21 protein-coding genes and 1 pseudogene are annotated in these 23653 nt (G+C 62.0%); 11 read left to right on the top strand and 11 right to left on the bottom strand.

Annotation, left to right across the window (positions count from 1 at the left end):
* The first annotated feature begins 24 nt into the window (after positions 1–24).
* Entirely contained in the window at positions 25–546 is a 522-nt protein-coding gene (locus PFU01S_RS11400; RefSeq protein ID WP_027914539.1) for an Mpo1 family 2-hydroxy fatty acid dioxygenase, read from the top strand.
* Positions 547–612: 66 nt separating this feature from the next.
* On the opposite strand, the gene PFU01S_RS11395 is transcribed toward PFU01S_RS11400, so the two are convergent.
* From PFU01S_RS11395 to pcaR, 3 genes are all read right to left on the bottom strand, one after another.
* Positions 613–1902 (bottom strand): MFS family transporter, encoded by a 1290-nt coding sequence (locus tag PFU01S_RS11395; protein WP_023534482.1) that lies wholly within the window; start codon positions 1900–1902, stop codon positions 613–615.
* A 137-nt stretch (positions 1903–2039) separates the two neighbouring features.
* Positions 2040–3242 (bottom strand): 3-oxoadipyl-CoA thiolase, encoded by a 1203-nt coding sequence (pcaF, locus tag PFU01S_RS11390; RefSeq protein WP_027914538.1) that lies wholly within the window; start codon positions 3240–3242, stop codon positions 2040–2042.
* Between the two features lie 184 nt (positions 3243–3426).
* Positions 3427–4302: a pca regulon transcriptional regulator PcaR gene (gene pcaR, locus PFU01S_RS11385; protein WP_248694598.1), complete on the bottom strand. Its 876-nt coding sequence runs from the start codon at positions 4300–4302 to the stop codon at positions 3427–3429.
* A gap of 431 nt (positions 4303–4733) precedes the next feature.
* Here pcaR and PFU01S_RS11380 point away from each other — a divergent pair, with 431 nt between their 5' ends.
* Together PFU01S_RS11380 and PFU01S_RS11375 are read left to right on the top strand one after the other, a co-directional pair.
* A complete protein-coding gene (locus PFU01S_RS11380; protein WP_027914536.1) occupies positions 4734–4934 on the top strand; it encodes a hypothetical protein in 201 nt (66 codons plus the stop codon).
* 304 nt (positions 4935–5238) lie between these two features.
* On the top strand, positions 5239–6711 hold the full coding sequence (locus PFU01S_RS11375) for an inorganic phosphate transporter (protein ID WP_023534437.1): 1473 nt from the start codon (positions 5239–5241) through the stop codon (positions 6709–6711).
* A 66-nt stretch (positions 6712–6777) separates the two neighbouring features.
* Here the strand turns inward: PFU01S_RS11375 and PFU01S_RS11370 are convergent, their stop codons facing one another.
* Positions 6778–8253: a helicase HerA-like domain-containing protein gene (locus PFU01S_RS11370; RefSeq protein ID WP_027914535.1), complete on the bottom strand. Its 1476-nt coding sequence runs from the start codon at positions 8251–8253 to the stop codon at positions 6778–6780.
* Between the two features lie 167 nt (positions 8254–8420).
* On the opposite strand from PFU01S_RS11370, the pseudogene PFU01S_RS22900 reads away from it, so the two are divergent.
* The 5 genes and pseudogenes from PFU01S_RS22900 to gpgF form a co-directional block, all read left to right on the top strand.
* Positions 8421–9437 (top strand): annotated as a pseudogene (locus PFU01S_RS22900) (HAMP domain-containing protein); the annotation flags it as partial.
* 93 nt (positions 9438–9530) lie between these two features.
* Positions 9531–10295 (top strand): methyl-accepting chemotaxis protein, encoded by a 765-nt coding sequence (locus tag PFU01S_RS22895; RefSeq protein ID WP_371259667.1) that lies wholly within the window; start codon positions 9531–9533, stop codon positions 10293–10295.
* Positions 10296–10460: 165 nt separating this feature from the next.
* Positions 10461–11582, top strand: a complete 1122-nt coding sequence (gpgS, locus tag PFU01S_RS11360; protein WP_027914533.1) for an N-acetylglucosaminyl phosphatidylglycerol synthase — start codon at positions 10461–10463, stop codon at positions 11580–11582.
* Entirely contained in the window at positions 11575–12339 is a 765-nt protein-coding gene (gene gpgD, locus PFU01S_RS11355) for an N-acetylglucosaminyl phosphatidylglycerol deacetylase (protein ID WP_027914532.1), read from the top strand. Before gpgS ends, gpgD begins: the two co-directional genes overlap by 8 nt.
* The gene (gene gpgF, locus PFU01S_RS11350; RefSeq protein ID WP_027914531.1) at positions 12336–13328 is read left to right on the top strand and encodes a glucosaminyl phosphatidylglycerol flippase; all 993 of its coding nucleotides are present in this window, start codon (positions 12336–12338) and stop codon (positions 13326–13328) included. Before gpgD ends, gpgF begins: the two co-directional genes overlap by 4 nt.
* 182 nt (positions 13329–13510) lie before the next feature.
* Here the strand turns inward: gpgF and purU are convergent, their stop codons facing one another.
* On the bottom strand, positions 13511–14362 hold the full coding sequence (gene purU / locus PFU01S_RS11345; protein WP_027914530.1) for a formyltetrahydrofolate deformylase: 852 nt from the start codon (positions 14360–14362) through the stop codon (positions 13511–13513).
* Between the two features lie 280 nt (positions 14363–14642).
* Between purU and mvaT the strand changes: the two genes are divergently transcribed.
* On the top strand, positions 14643–15020 hold the full coding sequence (gene mvaT, locus PFU01S_RS11340; RefSeq protein ID WP_023534419.1) for a histone-like nucleoid-structuring protein MvaT: 378 nt from the start codon (positions 14643–14645) through the stop codon (positions 15018–15020).
* 69 nt (positions 15021–15089) lie between these two features.
* Here mvaT and sbcB read toward each other — a convergent pair whose 3' ends face one another.
* The 3 genes from sbcB to PFU01S_RS11325 form a co-directional block, all read right to left on the bottom strand.
* On the bottom strand, positions 15090–16523 hold the full coding sequence (gene sbcB / locus PFU01S_RS11335) for an exodeoxyribonuclease I (RefSeq protein ID WP_027914529.1): 1434 nt from the start codon (positions 16521–16523) through the stop codon (positions 15090–15092).
* Between the two features lie 160 nt (positions 16524–16683).
* Entirely contained in the window at positions 16684–17049 is a 366-nt protein-coding gene (locus PFU01S_RS11330; RefSeq protein ID WP_033695024.1) for a PilZ domain-containing protein, read from the bottom strand.
* 115 nt (positions 17050–17164) lie between these two features.
* Positions 17165–17551 carry a tol-pal system YbgF family protein gene (locus tag PFU01S_RS11325; RefSeq protein ID WP_027914527.1) on the bottom strand — a complete coding sequence of 129 codons (387 nt, stop codon included), beginning with the start codon at positions 17549–17551 and terminating at the stop codon, positions 17165–17167.
* Positions 17552–17763: 212 nt separating this feature from the next.
* Here PFU01S_RS11325 and pyk point away from each other — a divergent pair, with 212 nt between their 5' ends.
* Positions 17764–19218: a pyruvate kinase gene (gene pyk, locus PFU01S_RS11320; protein ID WP_027914526.1), complete on the top strand. Its 1455-nt coding sequence runs from the start codon at positions 17764–17766 to the stop codon at positions 19216–19218.
* An 80-nt stretch (positions 19219–19298) separates the two neighbouring features.
* On the opposite strand, the gene PFU01S_RS11315 is transcribed toward pyk, so the two are convergent.
* Positions 19299–20219: an iron-sulfur-binding ferredoxin reductase gene (locus PFU01S_RS11315; protein WP_027914525.1), complete on the bottom strand. Its 921-nt coding sequence runs from the start codon at positions 20217–20219 to the stop codon at positions 19299–19301.
* Between the two features lie 280 nt (positions 20220–20499).
* Here PFU01S_RS11315 and PFU01S_RS11310 point away from each other — a divergent pair, with 280 nt between their 5' ends.
* Positions 20500–22023, top strand: coding sequence for a fumarate hydratase (locus PFU01S_RS11310; RefSeq protein WP_028687217.1), 1524 nt, complete (start codon positions 20500–20502; stop codon positions 22021–22023).
* Positions 22024–22129: 106 nt separating this feature from the next.
* Here the strand turns inward: PFU01S_RS11310 and PFU01S_RS11305 are convergent, their stop codons facing one another.
* Positions 22130–22999, bottom strand: coding sequence for a carbon-nitrogen hydrolase family protein (locus PFU01S_RS11305; RefSeq protein WP_027914523.1), 870 nt, complete (start codon positions 22997–22999; stop codon positions 22130–22132).
* On the bottom strand, positions 22996–23586 hold the full coding sequence (locus PFU01S_RS11300) for a GNAT family N-acetyltransferase (RefSeq protein WP_028687216.1): 591 nt from the start codon (positions 23584–23586) through the stop codon (positions 22996–22998). Before PFU01S_RS11300 ends, PFU01S_RS11305 begins: the two co-directional genes overlap by 4 nt.
* Positions 23587–23653 lie beyond the last annotated feature (67 nt).

Genomic DNA, 23653 nt, shown 5'->3' with positions numbered 1-23653 from the left:
GCAAGCCCACCAGGAGGCAGCACCATGAGCACCCTCGCCGAGCACCTGATCCGCTACGCGGGCTATCACCGCGACCCACGCAACATCGTCACTCATTTCGTCGGCATACCTCTGATTGTCCTGTCCGTGACCATTCTGTTGTCTCGGCCAGGCGGGTCGCTGGGCGGCATTTGGCTGTCTCCTGCCCTGCTTGTCTCGGCGGCGGCCACCTGGTTCTACCTGCGCCTGGAGCTTCGCTTCGGCCTGGTGATGGGCGCCCTGTTGGGCCTGTGCCTGTGGTTAGGTCACCTGCTGGCGGTGCAGACCACGGCGCTGTGGCTGTCGGTGGGCGTGGGTGCATTCGTGGTGGGCTGGATCATCCAGTTCGTCGGTCATCATTACGAGGGGCGCAAGCCAGCGTTCGTCGATGACATCAGCGGCTTGATCATCGGGCCGCTGTTCGTGGTGGCCGAAGCGGCCTTCATGATGGGCCTGTGCCCTGCCCTCAAGCGTCAGATCGAGCGCGCCGCCGGCCCGGTGGCGGTGCGTAAGGCCGTGCGGCAGTGACAACCTCGACAGGCCGTCCCGATACCGCGGACGGCCCGCCGCGCTTCATGCTCTGTGTCGAGCTCGTCAATGATCGTGGTGCAGGTACTTGGCTTGTTTTGGCAAGCGCAGGCTGAACAGGAAAGCGATGGCCATCATGGCGGTCACGTACCAGTAGAACGTGTTTTCCATGCCCAAGGTCTTGAGCCCCAGGGCCACGTACTCCGCCGACCCGCCAAACACGGCGTTGGCCACCGCGTAGGCAAGCCCCACGCCCAAGGCCCGCACCTGGGGCGGGAACATTTCGGCTTTCACCAGACCACTGATGGAGGTGTAGAAGCTGACGATGCACAACGCCAGGCTCACCAGCACGAACGCCATGAAGGGGCTGCTGACCGTCTTGAGCGCCATGAGCAATGGCACCGTGAACACCGTGCCCAGCGCGCCGAACAACAGCATGGAGTTACGCCGGCCGATGCGGTCGGACAGCATACCGAAGAACGGCTGCATCACCATGAACAGGAACAGCGCCCCGGTCATTGCGTAGCTGGCGTGCTTGGCGGTCATGCCAGCCGTGTTGACCAGGTACTTCTGCATGTAGGTGGTAAAGGTGTAGAAGATCAGCGAGCCGCCAGCGGTGTAGCCCAGCACCGTGATGAAGGCCGCCAGGTGATTGCCGAACAAACCGCGGATACTGCCGGCGTCCTTGTCCTGGCGCGTTTCTGCGCTGCTGGTTTCGTGCAGGGAGCGGCGCAGCATCAAGGAGATGACGGCAGCGATCGCACCGACCACGAAGGGAATTCGCCAGCCCCAGGCGCGCAGCTCGTCTTCGGTCAGCAACTGCTGCAGGATCACCACCACCAATACTGCCAGCAACTGGCCGCCAATCAGGGTCACGTACTGGAACGATGCAAAGAAGCCCCGCTGGCCACGCAGCGCCACTTCGCTCATGTAGGTCGCCGTGGTGCCGTATTCACCCCCCACCGACAGGCCCTGAATCAAGCGCGCCAGCAGCAGCAATGCCGGCGCCCATGTGCCAATGCTGGCGTAAGTGGGCAGGCAGGCGATGGCCAAGGACCCGAAGCACATCATCAGTACCGAGATCATCAGCGAGTTCTTGCGACCGTGGCGGTCGGCCAGACGGCCGAAGATCCAGCCGCCGATAGGCCGCATCAGAAAGCCCGCGGCAAACACACCGGCGGTATTGAGCAGTTGCACGGTCGGGTCATCTGAGGGAAAGAACGCCGGAGCAAAATAAATGGCGCAGAAGGCGTAGACATAGAAGTCGAACCATTCCACCAGGTTGCCTGAAGAGGCGCCGACGATGGCGAAGATGCGTTTGCTACGCTCCTCGCCAGTGTAGTGAGGGGTGGTCATGTCAGTCGTGCTCCTGGAGGAATACAAGGTAAGTCTAGACATACCTGGTTACACAGTCGTTCCGCGTGGTGTGCAATCAAGTGCAGCGAGGCGCTGCCGGCTGCCCTCATCTCTGAGGCACCCGGGCGCAGGCTCCCTCAAAGCCGTTCAATGGCCAGCGCCAGCCCTTGACCGACACCTACGCACATCGTGGCCAAGCCTTTGCGCCCTCCTGTGCGCTCAAGGTGGTGCAGCGCCGTCAGTACCAGGCGCGCACCACTCATGCCCAGCGGGTGGCCCAGTGCGATGGCACCGCCGTTGGGGTTGACCTGGGGCGCATCGTCCGCCACCCCTAGCCCGCGAAGAACGGCCAGCCCCTGGCTGGCGAAGGCCTCGTTGAGTTCAATGACATCGAATGCGCTGATGTCGATGCCCAGTCGCTCGATCAGCTTGCGTACCGCAGGCACCGGCCCGATGCCCATGACCCGCGGGGCCACCCCCGCACTGGCCATGCCCAGTACCTTGGCGCGAGCGGTCAGGCCATGGGTGTGCACGGCCTCTGCAGACGCCAGGATCATCGCTGCCGCGCCATCGTTGACCCCCGATGCATTGCCAGCCGTCACCGTTTTGCCCACGCCATTGACGGGGTTGAGCCTGGCCAAGGCCTCAAGGGTGGTATCGGGTCGCACGTGCTCATCGTGCTCTACCCAGGTCTCACCCTTCTTGTGCGCGACGCACACCGGCACGATTTCCTCGGCGAAAAACCCGGCAGCTTGCGCCGCTGCGGCCTTGTGCTGACTGCGCAAGGCAAACGCATCCTGGTCGGCGCGGGAGATGCCATGGTCGTCAGCTACGTTGTCCGCCGTCTGCGGCATGGCATCCACGCCGTATTGCGCTTTCATGAGCGGGTTGACGAAACGCCAGCCGATGGTGGTGTCTTCCAGTTGCATGGTGCGTGAATAAGCGCTTTGCGCTTTGCCCATGACAAACGGCGCTCGCGACATCGACTCCACGCCGCCCGCGATGGCCAGCTCCATTTCGCCACAGGCGATGGCGCGGAACGCCGCGCCGACGGCCTCCATGCCCGAAGCGCACAAGCGGTTGAGGGTGACACCCGGCACGCATTCAGGCAGCCCGGCCAGCAGCAACGCCATGCGTGCCACGTTACGGTTGTCTTCGCCCGCCTGATTGGCACAACCGAAAAACACCTCGTCCAGGTGCGCCCAGTGCACACCCGGGTTGCGCGCGATCAATGCCTTGAGCGGTACCGCCGCCAAGTCGTCAGCCCGGATGCTGGCAAGGGCGCCACCAAACCGGCCAATGGGCGTGCGAACGGCATCACAAATATAGACCTCGCGCATCTTGCGTCTCCTACAGTGACCATGGGCGCCGGCGATACAGGCACAATCGGGTCACTGCAACCTGTCCGCCGGGTGGGCATCAGGTTAGGGACAAAGGCGGGGCCGTCACAATTAGCTCAAGGCTGAACTGGGCGATTATCGAACGCTTTGTCAGCAGGCTGTAATGATCCTAAAGCCTTCGCGCTTATCCAAACAGCTGATGGCTGAGCTCTTGGCTGGCTTCCAGCAGTACGGGAAGAAACCGCTGCTCCAGTTCACTGCGCGGTACACGCCCGACGTGGGTACTGACGTTCAGCGCTGCCAGTACCTGGCCTGAGGCGTCGTAGACGGGCACGGCCACCGAGCGCAGGCCTTGTTCGAGTTCCTGGTCGACCACGCACCATCCCTGGCTACGCACTTGCTCGATGCAGGCGAACAGCGACGGGGCGTCTTGCAGGGTACGGCTGGTGCGGGCCTTGAGGTCGGCACGATCGAAGTATTCGCGCAAGCTGGTGTCGTCCATGGCCGCCAGGAGGATGCGGCCCATGGACGTGCAATACGCCGGGAGCCGTCCACCGACCGACAGGTCTACCGAGATCAGGCGCTCTACCGTCGCCGAGCGGGCGATGTACAGAATGTCGTCCCCTTCGAGGGTCGCCATGTTGGCCGCCTCGTGCAACTGGTCGCTGATACGGTCCAGGTAAGGCTGCGCGGAAATGGCCAGGGGTGTCGATGACAGGTACGCATGGCCGAGCGTCAGCACTTTGGGCAGCAAGGAGTAGGTACGCCCGTCGGTGGTCGCGTAGCCCAGCTTCATCAGCGTATGCAGGCATCGGCGCACTGCCGCCCGAGGTATTTCGGTGCGATGGCTGATTTGCGCGATGGTCAGGTGCCGCTTGCGTTCCTGAAATGCCTGTATGACGGCAAGCCCACGCGCCAGGGAGGTCATGAAGTCAGGATCGCCGGTGAACGCCTGAATGCGTTTGGCCGGCGATGCCACGATTGGCGGGGCCAGGGCGGGTGCCGGACTGCGTGCTGCTTCGGGCAGAGCACTGTCACGGGCTGTTTTATCGTCATTCATCGCACACCTCAACAAAATCGCCGACTTGTGCGATTATCGAACAACCGGCCGATAATCGCAATTGACCGGCGACACGTTTGCTTATACCTTTCCAGTGCCACTTGTGGCTTCTTTGGAGAGACTGGTCAGGTACCCACCGTAGAAGTCCCAGGCAACGGCCCTGCCAATTGGTGGGGCCGTTTTGTTTTTGCGGTGTGCATCGCGTGCGATATCGAACTTTCACACGTTGTGGTTTTCTTAATATCGACATGTCTTTGATTGCCCGTCGGGCCAATCCCATCACACTGGCCTTATTCGAGTGTTGATATACTCCGGTCGTCTAGTTGGACGACGCGTCGATCCAGGTCCCGCCGGCAAGTTAAGTGTCGATATCGTCTAACGGTTTACGCCGACAGGGCGGTCCTCTTTTCAATTCAATTCAGGTACTGCATGTGACAAAAGAAGAACTGCGCGCAGAACTCGAGCGCCAGGCTGAGCGTTTCAAGGATGTGTATGGCGGCGAAGTGACCACCTATGCGGCACAGCCGGAACCGGAACGCAAACCCTGGCGCAAACGCGCCAACATGCGCGACCAGGCGTTCAGCCAGGAGCTGGAACGCATGGAGAAGGAATTGCGCAGCGCTAACCCCTAGCCCTTTGCCCAATCGTCAAAGCGCTAGGGGTGCCCAGAGCGCGTAATTGCTCTGGCGCAATGGTTGTAATGGAATTTCACAAATTTCATACGGGCGTTTAAAACGATTAACCGCCTCACCTTCCGCGCATTTTGCTGATTTTTCGCTGACGTTGAACACATTTGGCTTCGATAATGTTGACCGACCTGCAGTGGCAGACGGCAATTTCTGACCTGGGCGACATGATCAGCGGCTGCCGCGGGTGCATCGATTGCCAACGTTTTCTGGCATAATCCGGCCCCCCTACGACCGCCAGACAACCTTCATGATCGATTTATTCAGCGGACTGGATGCCTGGGTATTGGTGAGCTTGCTGCTCGCCTTGACCTTCGTGCTCGCCTTCGAGTTCATCAATGGCTTTCATGACACCGCCAACGCGGTAGCCACCGTCATCTACACCAAAGCCATGCCACCACACCTGGCCGTGTTCTTCTCCGGCGTGTTCAACTTCCTTGGCGTTCTGCTGGGTGGGGTCGGGGTGGCTTATGCCATCGTGCACCTGCTTCCGGTAGAGCTGCTGATCAATGTGAACACCGGGCACGGCCTGGCCATGGTCTTCTCGCTGCTGGCCGCAGCCATTACCTGGAACCTGGGCACCTGGTACTTCGGTATTCCTGCGTCCAGTTCGCATACCCTGATCGGCTCGATCCTGGGCGTGGGCCTGGCCAACGCGCTCATCAACGACATTCCGCTGGGTGACGGCGTCAATTGGCAGAAAGCCATCGATATCGCCATGTCCCTGGTGGTTTCGCCGATCGCCGGGTTTGCCGTGGCCGCGCTGGTCCTGCTTGGCCTGAAATGGTGGCGCCCGCTGTCGAAGATGCACAAGACGCCTGAGCAACGCCGCAAACTGGACGACAAGAAGCACCCGCCTTTCTGGAATCGTCTGGTGCTGGTGATTTCGGCCATGGGCGTGAGCTTCGTGCACGGCTCCAATGACGGTCAGAAAGGCATTGGCCTGATCATGCTGGTATTGATCGGCATCGTACCGGCCAAGTTCGTGCTCGACCTGAACAGCACCACCTACCAGATCGAACGCACCCGTGATGCCACGTTGCACATGAGCCAGTTCTACGAGCGCAACGCTGCCACGCTGGGCGAATTCCTGGCGCTGGGCAAGGCCAAGGCCAGTGACCTGCCTGAACAGTTCAGCTGCAATCCCCAGCAGACCGAGCCGACCATCGCCGCGCTGCAGTCCTCGCTGCAGGGCGTGACCGACTACCGGGCCCTGGACGCGGACAAGCGTGTAGAAGTACGCCGTTACCTGCTGTGCCTGGACGACACCGCGAAAAAGGTTGGCAAGTTGCCGGGCCTGGATGCGCGTGAAAAGTCCGACCTGGAAAAGCTGCGCAAGGACCTGACCGCCACCACTGAGTACGCTCCGTTCTGGGTGATCGTGGCCGTTGCCCTGGCCCTGGGCCTGGGCACCATGGTTGGCTGGCGCCGCGTGGTGTTGACCGTCGGCGAGAAGATTGGCAAACAGGGCATGACCTATGCCCAGGGCATGTCGGCGCAGATCACCGCGGCCTGCGCCATTGGCATGGCCAACGTGTTCGCGCTGCCGGTTTCAACCACGCATGTGCTGTCTTCCGGCGTTGCCGGCACCATGGTCGCCAACAAAAGCGGCCTGCAGGGCGGTACGGTGAAGACCATCCTGATGGCGTGGGTGCTGACCCTGCCCGCCTCGATGGGGCTTGCCGCCGGCCTGTTCTGGTTGGCGTCCAAGGCAATCGGCTGACCTCAGCCCATAGAAAAAGGCGCCGTCGGGCGCCTTTTTTATGGGCGATGGTTTCACACCGCGCAGCTACTTCTTTTTCCCGCCCAGCAACGAGCCCATCAGCCCGCGCACCAGCTGCCGCCCCAGTTGATTGGCAGCCTGACGCATCGCCGACTTGATCGCCTGCCCAGCCGCGCCTTGCAGAAATTCGCCCGCCTTTTCAGCGAAACTGCTGTCATCAGCCTTGGGTTGCGGCGCGGGCTCCACCGCTTCGCCCTTGCGTTGGTTGAGCCTTTCGTAAGCCGACTCCCGGTCTATGGGTTTGTCATAACGGCCAACCAAGGGGGACCGCGCAATCAGTGCACTGCGCTCGGCCTCACTCAACGGGCCGATGCGCGATTGCGGTGGGGCGACCAGCACTCGCTGCACACTGGCAGGTGTTCCCTTGTCCTCGAGCGTGCCGACCAGTGCCTCGCCGATGCCCAGCTCGGTCAGCGAGGACAACGCATCGAATGAAGGGTTGGGGCGAAAGCCCTCGGCTACGGCGCGTAGCGCCTTCTGCTCCTTGGCCGTATACGCCCGCAAGCCATGCTGGATTCGCAGGCCCAACTGGGCAAGGACTGCATCGGGCAGGTCGGCTGGGGACTGGGTGACGAAATACACCCCGACCCCTTTTGAGCGAATCAGCCGCACCACCTGCTCCAGGCGGTCTTGCAAGGCCTTGGGCGTGTCCTTGAACAGCAGGTGCGCTTCATCGAAGAACAGCGCCAGCACCGGTTTTTCGGCATCACCACGCTCGGGCAGTTGCTCGAACAGTTCGGCCAGCAGCCACAGTAGAAACGTGGCGTAGACCTTGGGTGCCTCATGCACCAGGCGGCTGGCGTCGAGCAAATGGATGCGCCCTCGCCCATCCGGGTCGGGCCGCAGAATGTCTTCGAGCTGCAATGCCGGCTCACCAAACAACGCCTCTGCCCCCTGCTGCTCCAGGGTGGCCAGCCGGCGCAGCAACGCCTGCACGGACGCGCCGGTAACCAGCGCACTGTCTTCGCCCAGCACCTGCGGGTTGTCCTTCAGGTGGCCAAGCAGCGCTTTGAGGTCCTTGAGGTCCAGCAACAGCAAGCCTTCGCGATCGGCCACCTTGAAACTGGCATACAGCGCCGCCTGTTGGCTATCGGTGAGCTCAAGCAAGTTGCCTAGCAGCAAAGGCCCCATTTCGCTGATCGTGGTACGCAACGGATGCCCCGACTGGCCCGCGATGTCCCACACGCTGACTGGGTAGGCCTGTGGCTGGTGGTGCAACCAAGGCATCCCTGCGATGCGCTCGGCCACCTTGCCCTCAGGCGCGCCTTTGGCGCCTAGCCCACACAGGTCGCCTTTGACGTCGGCCGCGAACACCGCCACGCCGGCATCGCTGAAAGCCTCGGCCAAGTGTTGCAGGGTCACGGTCTTGCCGGTACCGGTGGCCCCCGCCACCAACCCGTGCCGGTTGGCAAGCCGCATCGCTTGCCCTACGGGCTGGCCATCAGGGCTTGATCCTACAACGATAAATGAAGATTCCGACATCTCTTTAATCCTCTGCTCAAGCTTTGTCTTACTTCGGCCGATACCTCTGGGTGATATTCGCCTTACTCAGAGAGAACAACCGAAAAAGGACTTTTCGGGATGTTGCACTGGCTGGGCCCTACAGCTGCGAACGCCTGATACAAAACCTTAGCGGACCCGATGATTTCATGAACAAAAGCCTTCGTTTCAGCCACAAGATTCTGCTGGCAGCATCACTGATCGTGATCCTCGCATTCAGCCTGTTCACCCTCTACAACGATTACCTGCAGCGTAATGCGATTCGCGAGGACCTTCAGGACTACCTGACTGAGATGGGCGCCTCTACGTCGACCAACATCCGCAGTTTGTTCGAGGGACGTATCAAACTGGTCGAGAACCTGGCGCAGAATATCGCCCAGCAACCGGCCAATGCTGAAACCCTGATGGGCCAGCAGGCGCTGATATCGAGTTTCCTTACCGTTTACCTGGGCAGGGTCGATGGCAGCTTCAGCGTGCGCCCGGATGCAAAGATGCCTGACGGGTACGATCCCCGCACACGCCCCTGGTACAAGGATGGCATGAGTGCCAGCGGCACCCTGCTGACCGAACCCTACATCGACATGACCACCAACAAGATGGTGATCGGCATCCTCGACAAGGTGGCCGATTCGGTGGGAGTGGTCGGTGGTGACCTGGCACTGGACGGCCTGGCGCAAATCATCAACTCGCTGAACTTCGGCGGCATGGGGTATGCCTTCCTGGTAAACGACCAAGGCAAGATCCTGGTCCACCCGGATCAAGGCCTGGTGATGAAATCATTGTCAGACCTGTTCCCCGAGCGCACACCGAAGCTCACCCCTGAGCTGACCGAAGTGCAAAGTGACGGCCATGCCCGCCTGCTGACGTTCACACCGGTGACCGGCTTGCCTTCGGCCAACTGGTACATCGGCCTGTCGGTGGACAAGGACAAGGCCTTCGCGATGCTCAGCACGTTCCGCACCTCCGCCGTGATCGCCACCGTGGTGGCCGTGGTGATCATCATCGCCCTGCTGGGGCTGCTGATCCGTGTGCTGATGCAGCCGCTGCACACCATGACACGGGCCATGGAGGATATCGCCGAGGGCGAAGGCGACCTCACCAAGCGCCTGCGCATCCACCATCACGACGAGTTCGGCATCCTGGGCAACGCCTTCAACCGCTTCGTCGAGCGTATCCACGGCTCGATCCGTGAAGTGTCCTCGGCCACCGAGCAGGTGAACGAAGTCGCGTTGCGTGTGATCAGTGCGTCCAATTCGTCGATGACCAATTCCGACGAACAATCCAACCGCACCAACAGCGTGGCGGCCGCCATCAACGAGCTGGGCGCTGCCGCCCAGGAGATCGCCGGCAATGCGGCGCAGGCTTCTCAGCATGCAAGTTCTGCACGGCGTCTGGCTGAAGAAGGCCAGCAAGTGGTCGATCGCAACATCGCCGCCATGAACCGGCTTTCCGACTTGATCGTGACGTCCAGCGCCCACATCGAGACGCTCAACAGTAAAACCGTCAACATCGGCCAGATTCTCGAAGTGATCACCAGCATTTCCCAGCAGACCAACCTGCTGGCGCTCAACGCCGCCATCGAGGCCGCGCGTGCCGGTGAAGCGGGTCGTGGTTTCGCAGTGGTGGCCGACGAAGTGCGTAACCTGGCCCATCGCACCCAGGAATCCGCGCAGCAGGTCCAGGGCATGATCGAGGAGCTGCAAGTGGGCGCCCGCGAGTCGGTCGATACCATGGACCAGAGCCAGCGCCACAGCCTGGACAGTGTGCAGATCGCCAACCAGGCCGGTGAGCGGCTGGACAGTGTCACCGTGCGCATTGGCGAAATCGATGGCATGAACCAGTCCGTGGCCACGGCCACCGAGGAGCAGACGGCCGTGGTCGAAGCCATCAATATGGATATCAACGAAATCAACATGCTCAATCAGGAAGGCGTCGAAAACCTGCAGGCGACGCTGCGTGCCTGTTCCGATTTGGAACAGCAGGCCAGCCGTCTGAAACACCTGGTCGGCACCTTCCGTATCTGAAGCCGGCACCGACCCGCCGAGCGCCTTTGCCTGGCGCTCGGCTGCCGGGCGATCAACCGCACAAGCTGATCGAACAAACTATCCTTCTGAAAGGTCAACTTCATGGCATGTCAACGCCGGTTTCGTTACCGCGCGATGACAGACCCGAAAGACGATCCCGGAGGGATGCAGATCGTGCACATTGCCGACATCACCATGTTCTACGCCCCGGCCAGCGGCGGCGTACGCACTTACCTTGATGCCAAACACCACCGCCTGGATGCCCTACAAGGTGTCCGTCACAGCCTGTTGATCCCCGGCGCCAGCGCTCGGCATGAAGGCGGTGTCTATCATGTGCCTGCACTACCCCTGCCCTTTGGCAAAGGCTATCGCTTTCCGGTACGCCTGGCGCCATGGTGCAACACGCTGCGCACGCTAAAGCCAGACCTGATCGAGGTCGGCGACCCGTACCTGACCGCCTGGGCGGCGCTTGAAGCGCGCCGTCAGCTGGACGTACCGGTCATTGGTTTCTATCACTCCGACCTGCCGCTGTTGGTGAGCAACCGCATGGGTAATTGGTTCACGCCCAACGTCGAGGCCTATGTCAGCAAGTTGTATGGCAATTTCGACCGCGTGCTCGCACCGAGCAAGGTCATGGCAGACAAGCTCCGCCGCCTGGGGGTACGTGATGTTCACGTGCAGCCGCTGGGCGTGGACCTGGAAACCTTCAACCCCGCACGCCGCGATCCACAGGTGCGGGCCGAACTGGGCATCGCCGACACCTGCCGGCTGCTGATCTATGCAGGCCGAGGCTCTCGGGAGAAGAACCTGCCCGTGCTGCTCGACTGCATGCGGCAGCTGGGGCGCGGGTATCACCTGCTGCTGGTGGGGTCCAACATGCCCGCCAATGTGCCCGACAACGTCAGCGTGATCGGCCAGTTCTGCCCACCTGACCAGGTGGCTCGCCTGATGGCCAGCGCCGACCTGTTGGTGCATGCCGGCGACCAGGAAACCTTCGGCCTGGTCATCCTCGAAGCCATGGCCAGTGGCACGCCCGTGGTTGCAGTGCGTGCCGGCGCCTTCGGCGAAATCGTCAACGACCAGTGCGGGCGCTTGTGCCAACCCAATGATGCCCGGGCAATGGCCCTGGCGGTGCGCGAGGCGTTCGAAGCCGGGGCGCGCAAGCTCGGTGCACAGGCCAGGCGACATGTAGAGCAGCATTACTCATGGGACAACGTGGTCAATGGCCTGCTTGAGCATTACCAGGCTGTACTTGGCCATCAACAGCAGGTGCGGGCACATGCTTGAGTCCGGTACCCGTTCCCGTAGCGTGATGCTGGTGCTGCATGATGTGGCCCCAGAGACGTGGCCAGATTACGAGCCGTTCGTGCAGGCGGTCGATGCATTGGGTAACGTGCCCATGACCTGGCTGGTGGTGCCCGACTTTCATCGGCGCAACCTGCTGACTCAGTCTCCCGGCTTCTGCCAGTTGCTCGATCGCCGTCTGGCCGCGGGTGACGAGCTGGCCCTGCACGGTTACGCCCATGCCGATGAGGGCCCCACGCCGCGTACGCCCGTGGACTACTTCATGCGGCGGATCTATACCCATGAAGGCGAGTTCTACGCGCTGGACGAACACCAGGCCATCGCCCGGCTACAAGACGGCCTGGCGTTGTTCGACCGTCAAGGCTGGCCTGTAGCAGGCTTCGTGGCCCCCGCGTGGTTGATGAGCCAGGGCACGCGGCAAGCGCTGCGCCAACTGCCGCTCAAATACACCAGCACCCCGCAGCACCTCTATCGCCTGCCGGACTTTACCGCCATCGATGCACCCGGTTTGGTCTGGAGCGCGCGCAGCGCCTGGCGCCGTGGTGTGTCGCGGGTGCTCAGCGACTGGCAATGTCGACGCTGGCAAGGTGCTAACACCCTGCGCCTGGGGCTGCACCCGGTGGACATGCGCCATCAATACTCACGGGACTACTGGCTGCGCACCCTTGAAAAACTGATCGAAGACGGGCGCGAACCCTTGACCAAGTCAGCCTGGCTGGAGCGGCAGGTGGCAGCATGAACCGCTGGCTGCTGCTGGGCTTGGCGCTGCTGGGCGCAGCGTTGGTGCCGGCACTGTTGGGCGGCAGCGAACTGCTGCCCAAGCTGAGCCGCTTCGACCCGCAGCTGTTGATGACGCTGGTGGGCATGATTCTGCTGTGCTGGGTGATCAACGCCTGCCGGATGCGCCTGCTGCTAGGCGATCAGGCAGTGCGCGTGTCGCGGGTGCGCACCTTGGGTGTGGTCATGGCCACCGAATTCGCCATCTGTACCACTCCAGGTGGTGGCGGCGGTCCCCTGACCCTGATGGCCTTGCTGGCCCGCGAGGGCATCAGCGCAGCCCGCAGCGGCGCGGTGTTCGCGATGGATCAGCTCAATGACTTGGTGTTTTTCTTCTGCGCCATGCTGGCGATCGCCGGCTATGCGTTGTTTCACAGCCTGGGGCGCAGCCAGGAAAGCATGTTGCTGGGCAGTGCGGCACTGCTGTGCGCGGCGCTGGCAGGCGTGGTGGCGTTGCTGCGCTACCGGCGCAAGGTGATGCGGCTGAATGGCAGGCTGCTGCAGCGCCTGGGTACCAGCGCACCGCGCAAACGGCGCTGGGCCCGTAAGCTGTTTCGTTTCGTGCAGGCACTGGCGCAAACCTGGCAGCTACCCAAGCGCACCCTGTTTCTGGTGTTCAGCCTGACGTGCGTCCACTGGGGGCTGCGCTTTAGCGTGCTGTACCTAGTGGTCAAGGGCCTGGGCGTGGAGCTGGCCTGGATCCCCAGTTTCCTGGTCCAGATGCTCTCGCTCAGCGCCGGTCAGTTCAGCATGATGCCCGGCGGCGCAGGCGCTGCCGAGCTGACCTCGGCCAGCCTGCTGACACCCATGGTGGGCAGTTCGACGGCGGCAGCGGCGATCCTGATCTGGCGCGCAATCACTTACTACCTGTATCTGCTCGCCGGAGGGCCTGTGTTCGTGTGCCTGCTGGCACGTCCGCTGCTGGAGCGCTGGCGGCGTCAGGTGGGTTGAGCGCTTGCCAAAGCGCAGCGGCACCGGGGAAGTCGGTGCCGTCGGTGTCCTGCAACGCGTCTGGATCGTAGCGGGCCAGGCAACCCTGGCCCACTACAGGGGGTGGAGAGGCTGTAGGCGTACCGCGCCGTCCCATTGGTCGATCCTCACGTTGCTCAAGAGGCTTGATAGCAGCCCTGCTATCAGTCGAACACCACTGTCTTGTTGCCGTGCACCAGAACCCGGTCTTCCAGGTGATAGCGCAGGCCGCGGGCCAGCACCATTTTCTCCACGTCGCGCCCGAAGCGGACCATGTCCTCGATGCTGTCGGCATGGGTAACCCGCACCACGTCCTGCTCGATGATGGGGCCGGCGTCCAGCTCTTCGGTCACGTAGTGGCAGGTCGCACCGATCAGCTTCACGCCACGCAGCGCCGCCTGATGGTACGGCTTGGCGCCGACGAACGATGGCAGGAAGCTATGGTGGATGTTGATGACCTTCTCAGCATAGTCCTGGCAGAGTTGCGGCGGCAGAATTTGCATGTACCGCGCCAGCACGACCACATCGGCTGCGTGTTCCTGCACCAGGCGTGACACCTCGGCAAACGCCGGGGCTTTATCCTTGGGGTCTACTGGAACGTGGAAGAACGGAATACCGTGCCACTCGACCATGCTGCGCAGGTCGTCGTGGTTGGAAATGACGCAGGGAATGTCGCAATCGAGCTCATCGCTGTGCCAGCGGTGCAGCAGGTCGGCCAGGCAGTGGGATTCGCGGCTGGCCATCAGCACGACGCGCTTTTTCTGGGCAGAATCGGTCACGCGCCAGGTCATGGAGAACTCTTCGGCGATGGGCGCGAACGCTTCGCGGAACGCCTCGATACCGAAGGGCAGCGACTCGGCGCGAATTTCATGACGCATGAAGAACCAGCCAGTCTGCTCGTCGGAGTGATGGCTGGCTTCGGTGATCCAGCCGTTGTACAAGGCCAGGAAATTACTGACTTTCGCCACGATGCCGACACGGTCGGGGCAAGCGATCACCAGACGGTAGGTGCGCATGAATAAGACTCCAGAACTCGCAAAGGCGCTTATTCTAGCGGCACGCTGAGAAAAACGCAGTAATGATTGCGACGTGCTGCATAGGGTCGCTGTGCCTATCAGGCGGGAATCTTCCGACAAGGTTTATGGACGAAACGGCAACCTATGTAAATTTTTGTTCACGTGGAGAATTACTGTCACAGCTAATCAACTGTTAATACATCAATCATATGTTTACTTGCGAGAATTGCCTGTTTACTATTGCTCCACACATTTCCGAACACGCATTAAGGAACACTCCATGTCCCTGATCAACGAGTACCGTGCTACCGAAGAAGCCATCAAGGAACTTCAGGCCCGCCTGGCCAACCTGTCTCAGGATGACAAGCTGAAAAAAGAACTGGAGTTCGAAGGCAAACTGCGCACCCTGATGGGCGAATATTCCAAGTCGCTGCGTGACATCATTGCCCTGCTCGACCCTGATGCCAAGATGAGCAAACTGCCGCGTGGCGCCGTGAAAACCACTGGCACCAAACGCGCGCGCAAGGTCAAGCAATACAAAAACCCGCACAACGGTGAAGTCATCGAAACCAAAGGTGGCAACCACAAAACCCTGAAAGAGTGGAAAGCTCAATGGGGCGGTGACGAGGTAGAAAGCTGGGCAACCCTGCTGGACTGATTGTCCATTGCTCGCTATTTGATATACGTAAAAAACGCCGGTTAATAACCGGCGTTTTTTTATGGGCTTTCAATTGACGGCAAACCTCGTTTGCAACGCGTTGGCATGCAGTTGCCAGGCTGTCAGCACTTGCTGTCCTGCTTCACCCGCGCCAGGCCAGGCTGCGGCCAGGGCCTGGGCGAAATCACCCAGGGTATTGGGCGCACCCCAGCGGGGGTCAGTCAGACGTTGCCTACAAAAATCCTGCCATCGCGCCCTGTCTTCATCGTTCAAGGTGTCGGGAAAGTTACGTGCACGGTAACGAAAGAGCAATTCGGCCAAGCGTGGATCATCGAACATCCACTGCCCGGCGCCCAACTGGGCGGGCGACAGCGAACGCACTTGATCGCATAACCGCCGGTCACGCTCGCCGAGAAACCGCTCATACAATTGCTGTTCAGGATCGTCACTGGCCGCAAAACCGTCTTGCGTATAAATAGGTGCCAGTTTTTCCTGCCATTGATCCTGTTGACGGACCAATGCCTCGGCGCGTCGTTGTAATGCGTCCAGGTCAATCCCCAGACGCGCTTGATCAGCCGGTCGTAATACAGAAAGGGGCGCCACCACCGGGCAGCGGTTGATCTGGATGAGTTTGAGCGGTACAGGGAGCTCGCCTTCGCCAAGGGCTTCTCGACGGGTATAGAGCCGCTGGCGCAAAGTTTCGGCGCGCTCTTCAATCAGCGGCAGGGTTTGCTGATGCAGATCGCAAACAATCAATGCATTGCGGTTTTTAGGGTGCCAGGCCAAAGGCAACACGACGCCCAAGTAATGACGCGCAGCACTGAAACGTCCAGAAATATGCACCATCGGCTGCAGCAGCCGTATCTGCTCCATGACCTTGTGCTTGCTGCGAAGCTGAAACAACCAGTCGTACAACTTTGGCTGCTTCTCGCGTATCAGCCGGGCAAGGGCAATGGTCGCCCGAACATCGGAGAGTGCCTCGTGTGCGTGGCCATGTTCGAGGCCGTTGGCCTTGCTCAACAACTCAAGGCGCAGACTGATGCGCCCTTCCTGCTGGGGCCATTGAATGCCATCGGGACGCAACGCGAACGCGGTCCTGACGATATCGATCAGGTCCCAGCGACTGTTACCGCCCTGCCACTCGCGTGCGTAAGGGTCGAAGAAGTTGCGGTATAGGCTGTAGCGCGTGACTTCGTCGTCGAAACGCAGCGTGTTGTAGCCGGCACCGCAGGTACCGGGTTGCGCCAGTTCGGCATGCACGCGCGCCATGAACTCGGCCTCGCCGAGTCCTTTTTCGGCCAACTGTTGCGGCGTGACGCCCGTCACCAGGCAGGCAGCAGGATGCGGCAATATGTCATCCGACAAGCGGCAATAGAGGTTGATCGGTTCGGCGATTTCATTCAGGTCGAGGTCGGTACGCACCCCTGCCATCTGCACGGGCCGGTCGCAGCGCGGGTTGATGCCGGTGGTTTCGTAGTCATGCCAGAAAATGCTTGAAGTCACAGGGCCGTCCTGTTGCAGGTTCGCCCTGATTCTAACGCGTTGAGCCGGGCCTGACGTCGGGCCAATGAAGCGACTTGGGGCCAGTAGGCCGTGCTACACAGCCCCTACTGACCCGGACCGATCTCATGGACGGGCGTCAGCAATCGGCAATACCGACCTGTCAAACCGAGGTAGAGGAGGCGCGAAAACTGAAGTACTCCTGCAAGGAGCGCACAAAGTCGTCGTATTCGCGAGGCGCCTGCAACAACATGAAGCCCGAATCGTAGTACCCAGGCGTCTGGTCCTCGCGGCACCACAGACAACTGGCCGTAAGGTTGACGAACTGATGCCCACCCCCCGTCAACGGCAGGCGCAACTGCAATTCGTAATCGGGGCCCACCATGACCGGCAGCTCGCTGATCAGCATCATGCCGTTTTCAGAGGCATTGCCCAGCTGGCCCATCTCCTGCCCATTGAAGCGATTGAATACCTTCAGGACAAAAGGCAACTGGTGGCGGTCGATATGTCGTTTATTGAATAGCGTCAAGGTCAGTCCGTCCGCGATGCCAGGAACGCCTGGTACTGGCGGTTGTTGTATCAGTTGAGTTACAGGTTAGCGCACGCTGCGACAAATCTCCCCGTCAATACAGCACACCTTGGCATTAGCGCCAAGGTACGCTCGGCGCTGGCCTGGTCACGGCCGGCTCGCCACCCCGGTAATGACCCAGCTTCTCCAATGTTTGCAGACGCGCCTGGGCACGGTAGGCATATTCATTGCCCGGATAGCGCTGGATCAGGTACTGGTAGGTCTGTGCGGCATCCACGTACAACGCTTGCCGCTCCAGGCACTGCCCGCGCAGCAACGCCACTTCCGGGTGGATGAAAGGCCGGGCGCGGCTGGTGCGGTCGACCTGGGACAGCTCCAACATTACCCGCTGGCAATCACCGCGATCATAAGCGCGGTAGGCATTGTTGAGATGGTGGTCCATGGACCAGCGGGTACACCCGACGGCACTGGCCGCGAGGGCTAAAACGATCAGCATGCGCATGGGAGTCTCCTTTGCTGAAGAGCGTATCGGCCGGCCCATCGGATTCTTCAACGGTCGGCACGTATCGCGTGCAGTGGCCCGACCACGCCAGCCAGCAAATGCGCGCGACTGTCACCTGCACAGTTTTCCAAAGCCAGGTAGTGCAACCTAACGATGACTACAGCCCGATTCAGGAGTAGCCTCTCGCTGCGCTTCACTATAGGAGTCTGTGCATGACCATCCGCCGTACCAAAATCGTCGCCACCCTTGGCCCCGCCAGCAATTCGCCGGAAGTGATCGAACAGTTGATCCTCGCCGGCCTGGACGTGGCTCGCCTGAACTTCTCTCATGGCACTCCGGACGAGCACAAGGCACGCGCCCGCCTGATCCGTGAAATCGCTGCCAAGAATGGCCGTCACGTGGCCTTGCTCGGCGACCTGCAGGGTCCGAAGATCCGCATCGCCAAGTTCGCCAACAAGCGCATCGAACTGAAAGTCGGTGACACCTTCACCTTCTCGACCGCTCATCCGCTGACCGAAGGCAACCAGGACATCGTCGGTATCGACTACCCCGACCTGGTCAAGGACTGTGGCGTTGGCGACGAACTGCTGCTCGACGATGGCCGCGTGGTCATGCGCGTCGAAACCGCGACCGCCGACGCCCTGCACTGCGTGGTGATCATCGGTGGACCGCTGTCGGACCACAAGGGCATCAACCGCAAAGGTGGCGGCCTGACTGCACCGGCCCTGACCGAGAAGGACAAGGCCGACATCAAGCTGGCTGCCGAGATGGACCTGGACTACCTGGCCGTGTCCTTCCCGCGTGACGCCAGCGACATGGAATACGCCCGCAAGCTGCGTGACGAGTCTGGTGGCAGCGCCTGGCTGGTGGCCAAGATCGAACGCGCCGAAGCGGTTGCTGACGACGAAACCCTCGACAAGCTCATCGCAGCCTCCGACGCCGTCATGGTTGCCCGTGGTGACCTGGGCGTGGAAATCGGCGACGCCGAGCTGATCGCCATTCAGAAAAAGATCATCCAGCACGCCCGCCGCAACAACAAGGCAGTGATCGTCGCGACCCAGATGATGGAGTCGATGATCCAGAACCCGATGCCGACCCGTGCCGAAGTGTCCGACGTGGCCAACGCCGTGCTCGACAACACCGACGCCGTGATGCTGTCGGCCGAAAGCGCCGCCGGTTCATACCCGATCGAAGCCGTCCAGGCCATGGCGCGCATCTGCCTGGGTGCCGAGAAACACCCAACTAGCCAGCGCTCCAGCCACCGCCTGCACACCACGTTCGAGCGCTGCGACGAAAGCATCGCCCTGGCAGCCATGTACACGGCTAACCACTTCCCAGGCGTGAAGGCGATCATCGCCCTGACCGAGAGCGGTTATACCCCGCTGATCATGTCGCGCCTGCGCTCGCACGTACCGATCTTCGCCCTGTCTCCGCACCGCGCTACCCAGGCCCGTGCCTCGATGTTCCGGGGTGTGTACCCGATCGATTTCGACCCGGCATCGCTGCCGGCCGACAAGGTCAGCCAGGCCGCCGTGGACGAGCTGCTCAAGCGTGGGCTGGTCGAGCAAGGTGACTGGGTGATCCTCACCAAGGGCGACAGCTACCACACCATCGGCGGGACCAACGGCATGAAGATCCTGCATGTCGGTGATCCGCTGGTCGGCTGATCGGCTGACGAGCCAGGGTCGCTTCGCGCGCGTTCCCCCGTGAGCAAGCGGCCCTGTGCAGGCACTGCAGACACGTCGGCTCAGACGTGCTCGACAAAGCTGTCTGCGAACACCTGCCCCCTCGGCACGCCGGCGATGAACAGCCTTCGGGCAAACCGTTCGACGCTGGCGGGCGCGCCGCACAGCAGGGCCAAGGTCTGTCTCGATGAAGGCCGCAGCGCCGCCAGTGTTTCCTCCAGCTGCGCTGTCACCACCAGTTCCACGCTCACACCTGGCAACTGCTGCAACGGTGCTGCCAGGTAGTGCCCTGCGCGGTCGCGGGCCACGTGCAGCAACCGGATCTCCCCCCGATGCCCTTGACGCAACGCTTCGCGCACGATGCCCCATAGCGGTGCAAGCCCGGTACCGGCAGCCAGTAGCCATAACGGCCGGTCCTGCCAGTCAAGGTCGTAATGCAATGCCCCACCCCTGACTTCGCCAAGGCGCAACGCATCGCCCACCCCCAGCGCCCGTGCCTGGTCACAGAAAGCACCGGGACGATGGCAATCGATATGAAACTCCAGGCAATCATCCTCACCCGGCAGGCTGGCCAGTGAATAAGGCCGCGCCACCCCACCCAACCAGAGCACCGCGTGTTGGCCTGGCTGGTAGCGGACGCTGCGCTCGGTCCGCAGGCGCAACCGCAACACATCACCGAACCAGTCCAGTTCGCTGACAACGCCGCCTACGCCGTCGCGCAAGGGATCGAACACGTCCACGCGCAAGTCTTCTACCACGCGGCACTGGCAGGCCAGGCGCCAGCCCACGGCATGCCTGTCCAACGCCAGGGCTTCTGGCAGGGCATCGAGGGGCAACCCGTGCTCGCACCGTACCAGGCACGCATGGCAGCGCCCTGCACGGCAGCTGTAGGGCACATCAAGCCCTGCCTCGTTCAAGGCATCGAGCAAGTTGGCGCCAGTCGGCACTGTCCAACAACGCGTGCCCACGCTAAGTTCGGGCATGTTCACTCACCTCTTCAAACCCCTTGTGCCGATGGACGCGACCGCGTGCCCGTCGATTCTAATGCCCTGTACTGTGCCGAGCAGCAAAAAGGATGCCGGCCACCGGCCAGACCATGGTCCTGACCACTCGCAGGTGTTTCACCGGGGCAGGCGCGCTATACTGCCGCGCCTTTTTTGCGTCGGCAGGCTGTCGGCGCGCCTTTGCAAGGCGTTTCGACAGGCTGGTCGGCTCCGTCGAACGTCTCACTGAATGTTCCCGTCTTTAAGAGGAGCGCGCTGCATGACCGTGATCAAGCAAGACGACCTGATTCAGAGCGTTGCCGACGCCCTGCAATTCATCTCGTACTACCACCCCGTCGATTTCATCCAGGCCATGCACGAGGCCTACCTGCGCGAAGAGTCGCCGGCTGCGCGCGACTCCATCGCCCAGATCCTGATCAACTCGCGCATGTGTGCCACCGGTCACCGGCCTATCTGCCAGGACACCGGCATCGTCACCGTGTTCGTGCGCGTGGGTATGGATGTGCGCTGGGACGGCGCCACCTTGAGCGTGGACGACATGATCAACGAGGGTGTGCGCCGCGCCTACAATCTGCCTGAAAACGTCCTGCGCGCATCGATCCTGGCCGACCCGGCCGGCGCCCGCAAGAACACCAAGGACAACACCCCGGCCGTCATCCACTACTCCATCGTCCCCGGCGACAAGGTCGAGGTCGATGTTGCAGCCAAGGGCGGCGGTTCGGAAAACAAGTCCAAGATGGCCATGCTCAACCCGTCCGACTCCATCGTCGACTGGGTGCTCAAGACCGTTCCGACCATGGGCGCTGGCTGGTGCCCGCCTGGCATGCTGGGCATCGGCATCGGCGGCACCGCCGAAAAAGCCGCGGTCATGGCCAAGGAAGTGCTCATGGAGTCCATCGACATCCATGAGCTCAAGGCACGCGGCCCGCAGAACCGCCTGGAAGAAATCCGTCTGGAGCTGTTCGAGAAGGTCAACCAGCTGGGCATCGGCGCCCAGGGCCTCGGTGGCCTGACCACCGTGCTCGACGTCAAGATCATGGACTACCCGACCCACGCCGCCTCGCTGCCGGTGTGCATGATCCCAAACTGCGCGGCCACTCGCCACGCCCACTTCGTGCTCGACGGCACGGGCCCGGCGCAGCTGGAAGCGCCGTCGCTGGACGCCTACCCCGAGATCGTCTGGGAAGCTGGCCCAAGCGCCCGACGTGTCAACCTGGACAGCATCACGCCCGAAGAAGTGGCCAGCTGGAAACCGGGTGAAACCATCCTGCTCAACGGCAAGATGCTGACCGGCCGGGATGCCGCCCACAAGCGCATGGTCGAAATGCTCAACCGCGGCGAAGCACTGCCGGTGGATCTCAAGGGCCGCTTCATCTACTACGTTGGTCCGGTCGACCCGGTAGGCGACGAAGTGGTCGGCCCTGCTGGCCCCACCACCGCCACGCGCATGGACAAGTTCACCCGCCAGATCCTGGAGCAGACCGGTCTGCTGGGCATGATCGGCAAGTCCGAGCGCGGCCCGACCGCCATCGACGCGATCAAGGACAACAAGGCCGTTTACCTGATGGCCGTAGGTGGCGCCGCCTATCTGGTCGCGCAAGCCATCCGCAAGTCCAAGGTCCTGGCCTTTGCCGAGCTGGGCATGGAGGCCATCTACGAGTTCGAGGTCAAGGACATGCCAGTGACCGTGGCCGTGGACAGCAACGGTGAGTCGGTGCACATCACAGGCCCCGCCTTGTGGCAGAACAAGATCGCCCAGAGCCTGGCCGTCGAAGTGAAGTAACCCAAGGCAACAGCGACGGCGCTGTCACCGGCCGCTCGCGTGCGCAGTCAATGCGCAGCCAACCTGCAGCGGCGGACCTTGATGCCAGGGCCCGCCGCTGTTGCGTTCAAAGACGTTCGAATTGTTCGGGCCAGTCCCTGCGTGTGAATACCTGCCCCTGCTGCCTGACCCGGCGCACGGCCTCCAGATCCAGGTCACACATCAGCCAACGGCTGCGCTGCGGGTCGAGCGATTCGCTCAATGCCATCACCCCATCCCCCGGCATGCCACGATCAGGCGGCACGAACAGCCCTGCCCGGCCCAGGTTCTCGTCCAGTGCCGGCGACCAAGGGGCCAGCCCCACGGTCGGGCTCTGCAACACGGCCAGCTGGTTCTCCAACGCGCGTGCTTGAGCCCCGATCCGTACACGGTGATAGCCGGCTTCGGTGTCGGTGCAGCTCGGCGCCAGGATCAGGTCGGCGCCACGTTCTGCCAACCGACGGGCCAAGAGCGGGAACTCATTGTCGTAACAGACCAGGATGCCAAGACGGCCCAGATCGGTGTCGAAGACCGTCAGCCCTTGGCCTGCGGCAATGCCCCACTGTTCCCGCTCGAAGCGGGTCATCATCAGCTTGTCCTGATGCCCTAGCACACCCTTGGGGCCAAACAGCCAGGCGCGGTTGCGGTAGGCGCCGTCGCTGTCCAGTACCGGCAGCGTGCCTGGTTGCAGGTAGATGCCCCAACGCCTGGCCAGGCCCGCACACAAGGCCTTCCACGGCTCGATCAACGGCTGGATGCCTGCAATGGAAGCGTTCAGGTCCCCCCGCTGCTCGGGTGTCAGCTGCCCACTGAGTACCAGCCCTGCATACTCGGGCAGCAGCAACAGACGCGCGCCAGCCTCCACCGCCTCTGCACACAAACCTTGCAGGTGGTCGGCATAGGCCTCCCAGGTTTCGTGCAGCTCAATGGCATACTGGCAGGCCGCGACACGGATCAAAAGGGCAGTTCCTTGAGCCAGAACGACATGAGTTTGTCCGAGCTTTCCTGCTCGTCCAGGTCGCGCCAGGCATACCGGGTACGCAGGGACGGGTCATGCAGAAAACCACGGTTGCGCCAGAACCCATGCAAGGGCTTGTAATCGGTTGGGCGGCGCGGATGTACACCGGGCCGCTCCACGGCGCAGAACGCGCAGTAATCGAACTCGGCCAGTTTATGGGCGTAGGATTCGCGTTCGATGAAAAAGCGTACCCCAAGCCCCTGCCCTCGGTATTGCGGCAGAACCACGGACTCGCCGAAATAGTAGACGCTGGCCGGGTCGCGACCCTGGGCCACGAACGGCTCCTGAAACTCGGGCGCGACGTCGACCAGGGGCAGGCCCGTCGACGCGCCCACCACCTTGTCCTCATCCACGGCCAGCACCACCAGGCTGCGACCGGAACGGGCATAGGTGGCCAGGTAGTCGGCTTCGTACTCGGGCGAACCGTCGTAGAGGTAGGGGAACTCGCGGAACACGGTCAGGCGCAGACGAGCGAGGTCATCGATATAAGGCGCGATGGCGGCGCCGTGCAGTAGGCGTATTTGCATGCTTGGCGGTCGTTTTGTCGATGTGGATGACGCGCTCGGCTAAGCCGGGCTTGAGGGGAAACCCTAT

This window comes from Pseudomonas fulva NBRC 16637 = DSM 17717, from assembly GCF_000730565.1.
Taxonomy (GTDB): Bacteria; Pseudomonadota; Gammaproteobacteria; order Pseudomonadales; family Pseudomonadaceae; genus Aquipseudomonas; species Aquipseudomonas fulva.
Note: the sequence above shows the minus strand (reverse complement) of the source record. Positions and strands in the feature narration are given on the sequence as shown.

What these genes read in the sequence shown, in the direction of transcription:
- PFU01S_RS11400 (WP_027914539.1), top strand. Translation starts at nt 25, where the DNA reads ATGAGCACCCTCGCCGAGCACCTGATCCGCTACGCGGGCTATCACCGC.
- PFU01S_RS11395 (WP_023534482.1), bottom strand. Translation starts at nt 1,902, where the DNA reads ATGACCACCCCTCACTACACTGGCGAGGAGCGTAGCAAACGCATCTTC.
- pcaF (WP_027914538.1), bottom strand. Translation starts at nt 3,242, where the DNA reads ATGCGCGAGGTCTATATTTGTGATGCCGTTCGCACGCCCATTGGCCGG.
- pcaR (WP_248694598.1), bottom strand. Translation starts at nt 4,302, where the DNA reads ATGAATGACGATAAAACAGCCCGTGACAGTGCTCTGCCCGAAGCAGCA.
- PFU01S_RS11375 (WP_023534437.1), top strand. Translation starts at nt 5,239, where the DNA reads ATGATCGATTTATTCAGCGGACTGGATGCCTGGGTATTGGTGAGCTTG.
- PFU01S_RS11370 (WP_027914535.1), bottom strand. Translation starts at nt 8,253, where the DNA reads ATGTCGGAATCTTCATTTATCGTTGTAGGATCAAGCCCTGATGGCCAG.
- PFU01S_RS22895 (WP_371259667.1), top strand. Translation starts at nt 9,531, where the DNA reads ATGACCAATTCCGACGAACAATCCAACCGCACCAACAGCGTGGCGGCC.
- gpgS (WP_027914533.1), top strand. Translation starts at nt 10,461, where the DNA reads ATGCAGATCGTGCACATTGCCGACATCACCATGTTCTACGCCCCGGCC.
- gpgD (WP_027914532.1), top strand. Translation starts at nt 11,575, where the DNA reads ATGCTTGAGTCCGGTACCCGTTCCCGTAGCGTGATGCTGGTGCTGCAT.
- gpgF (WP_027914531.1), top strand. Translation starts at nt 12,336, where the DNA reads ATGAACCGCTGGCTGCTGCTGGGCTTGGCGCTGCTGGGCGCAGCGTTG.
- purU (WP_027914530.1), bottom strand. Translation starts at nt 14,362, where the DNA reads ATGCGCACCTACCGTCTGGTGATCGCTTGCCCCGACCGTGTCGGCATC.
- mvaT (WP_023534419.1), top strand. Translation starts at nt 14,643, where the DNA reads ATGTCCCTGATCAACGAGTACCGTGCTACCGAAGAAGCCATCAAGGAA.
- PFU01S_RS11325 (WP_027914527.1), bottom strand. Translation starts at nt 17,551, where the DNA reads ATGCGCATGCTGATCGTTTTAGCCCTCGCGGCCAGTGCCGTCGGGTGT.
- pyk (WP_027914526.1), top strand. Translation starts at nt 17,764, where the DNA reads ATGACCATCCGCCGTACCAAAATCGTCGCCACCCTTGGCCCCGCCAGC.
- PFU01S_RS11315 (WP_027914525.1), bottom strand. Translation starts at nt 20,219, where the DNA reads ATGCCCGAACTTAGCGTGGGCACGCGTTGTTGGACAGTGCCGACTGGC.
- PFU01S_RS11310 (WP_028687217.1), top strand. Translation starts at nt 20,500, where the DNA reads ATGACCGTGATCAAGCAAGACGACCTGATTCAGAGCGTTGCCGACGCC.
- PFU01S_RS11300 (WP_028687216.1), bottom strand. Translation starts at nt 23,586, where the DNA reads ATGCAAATACGCCTACTGCACGGCGCCGCCATCGCGCCTTATATCGAT.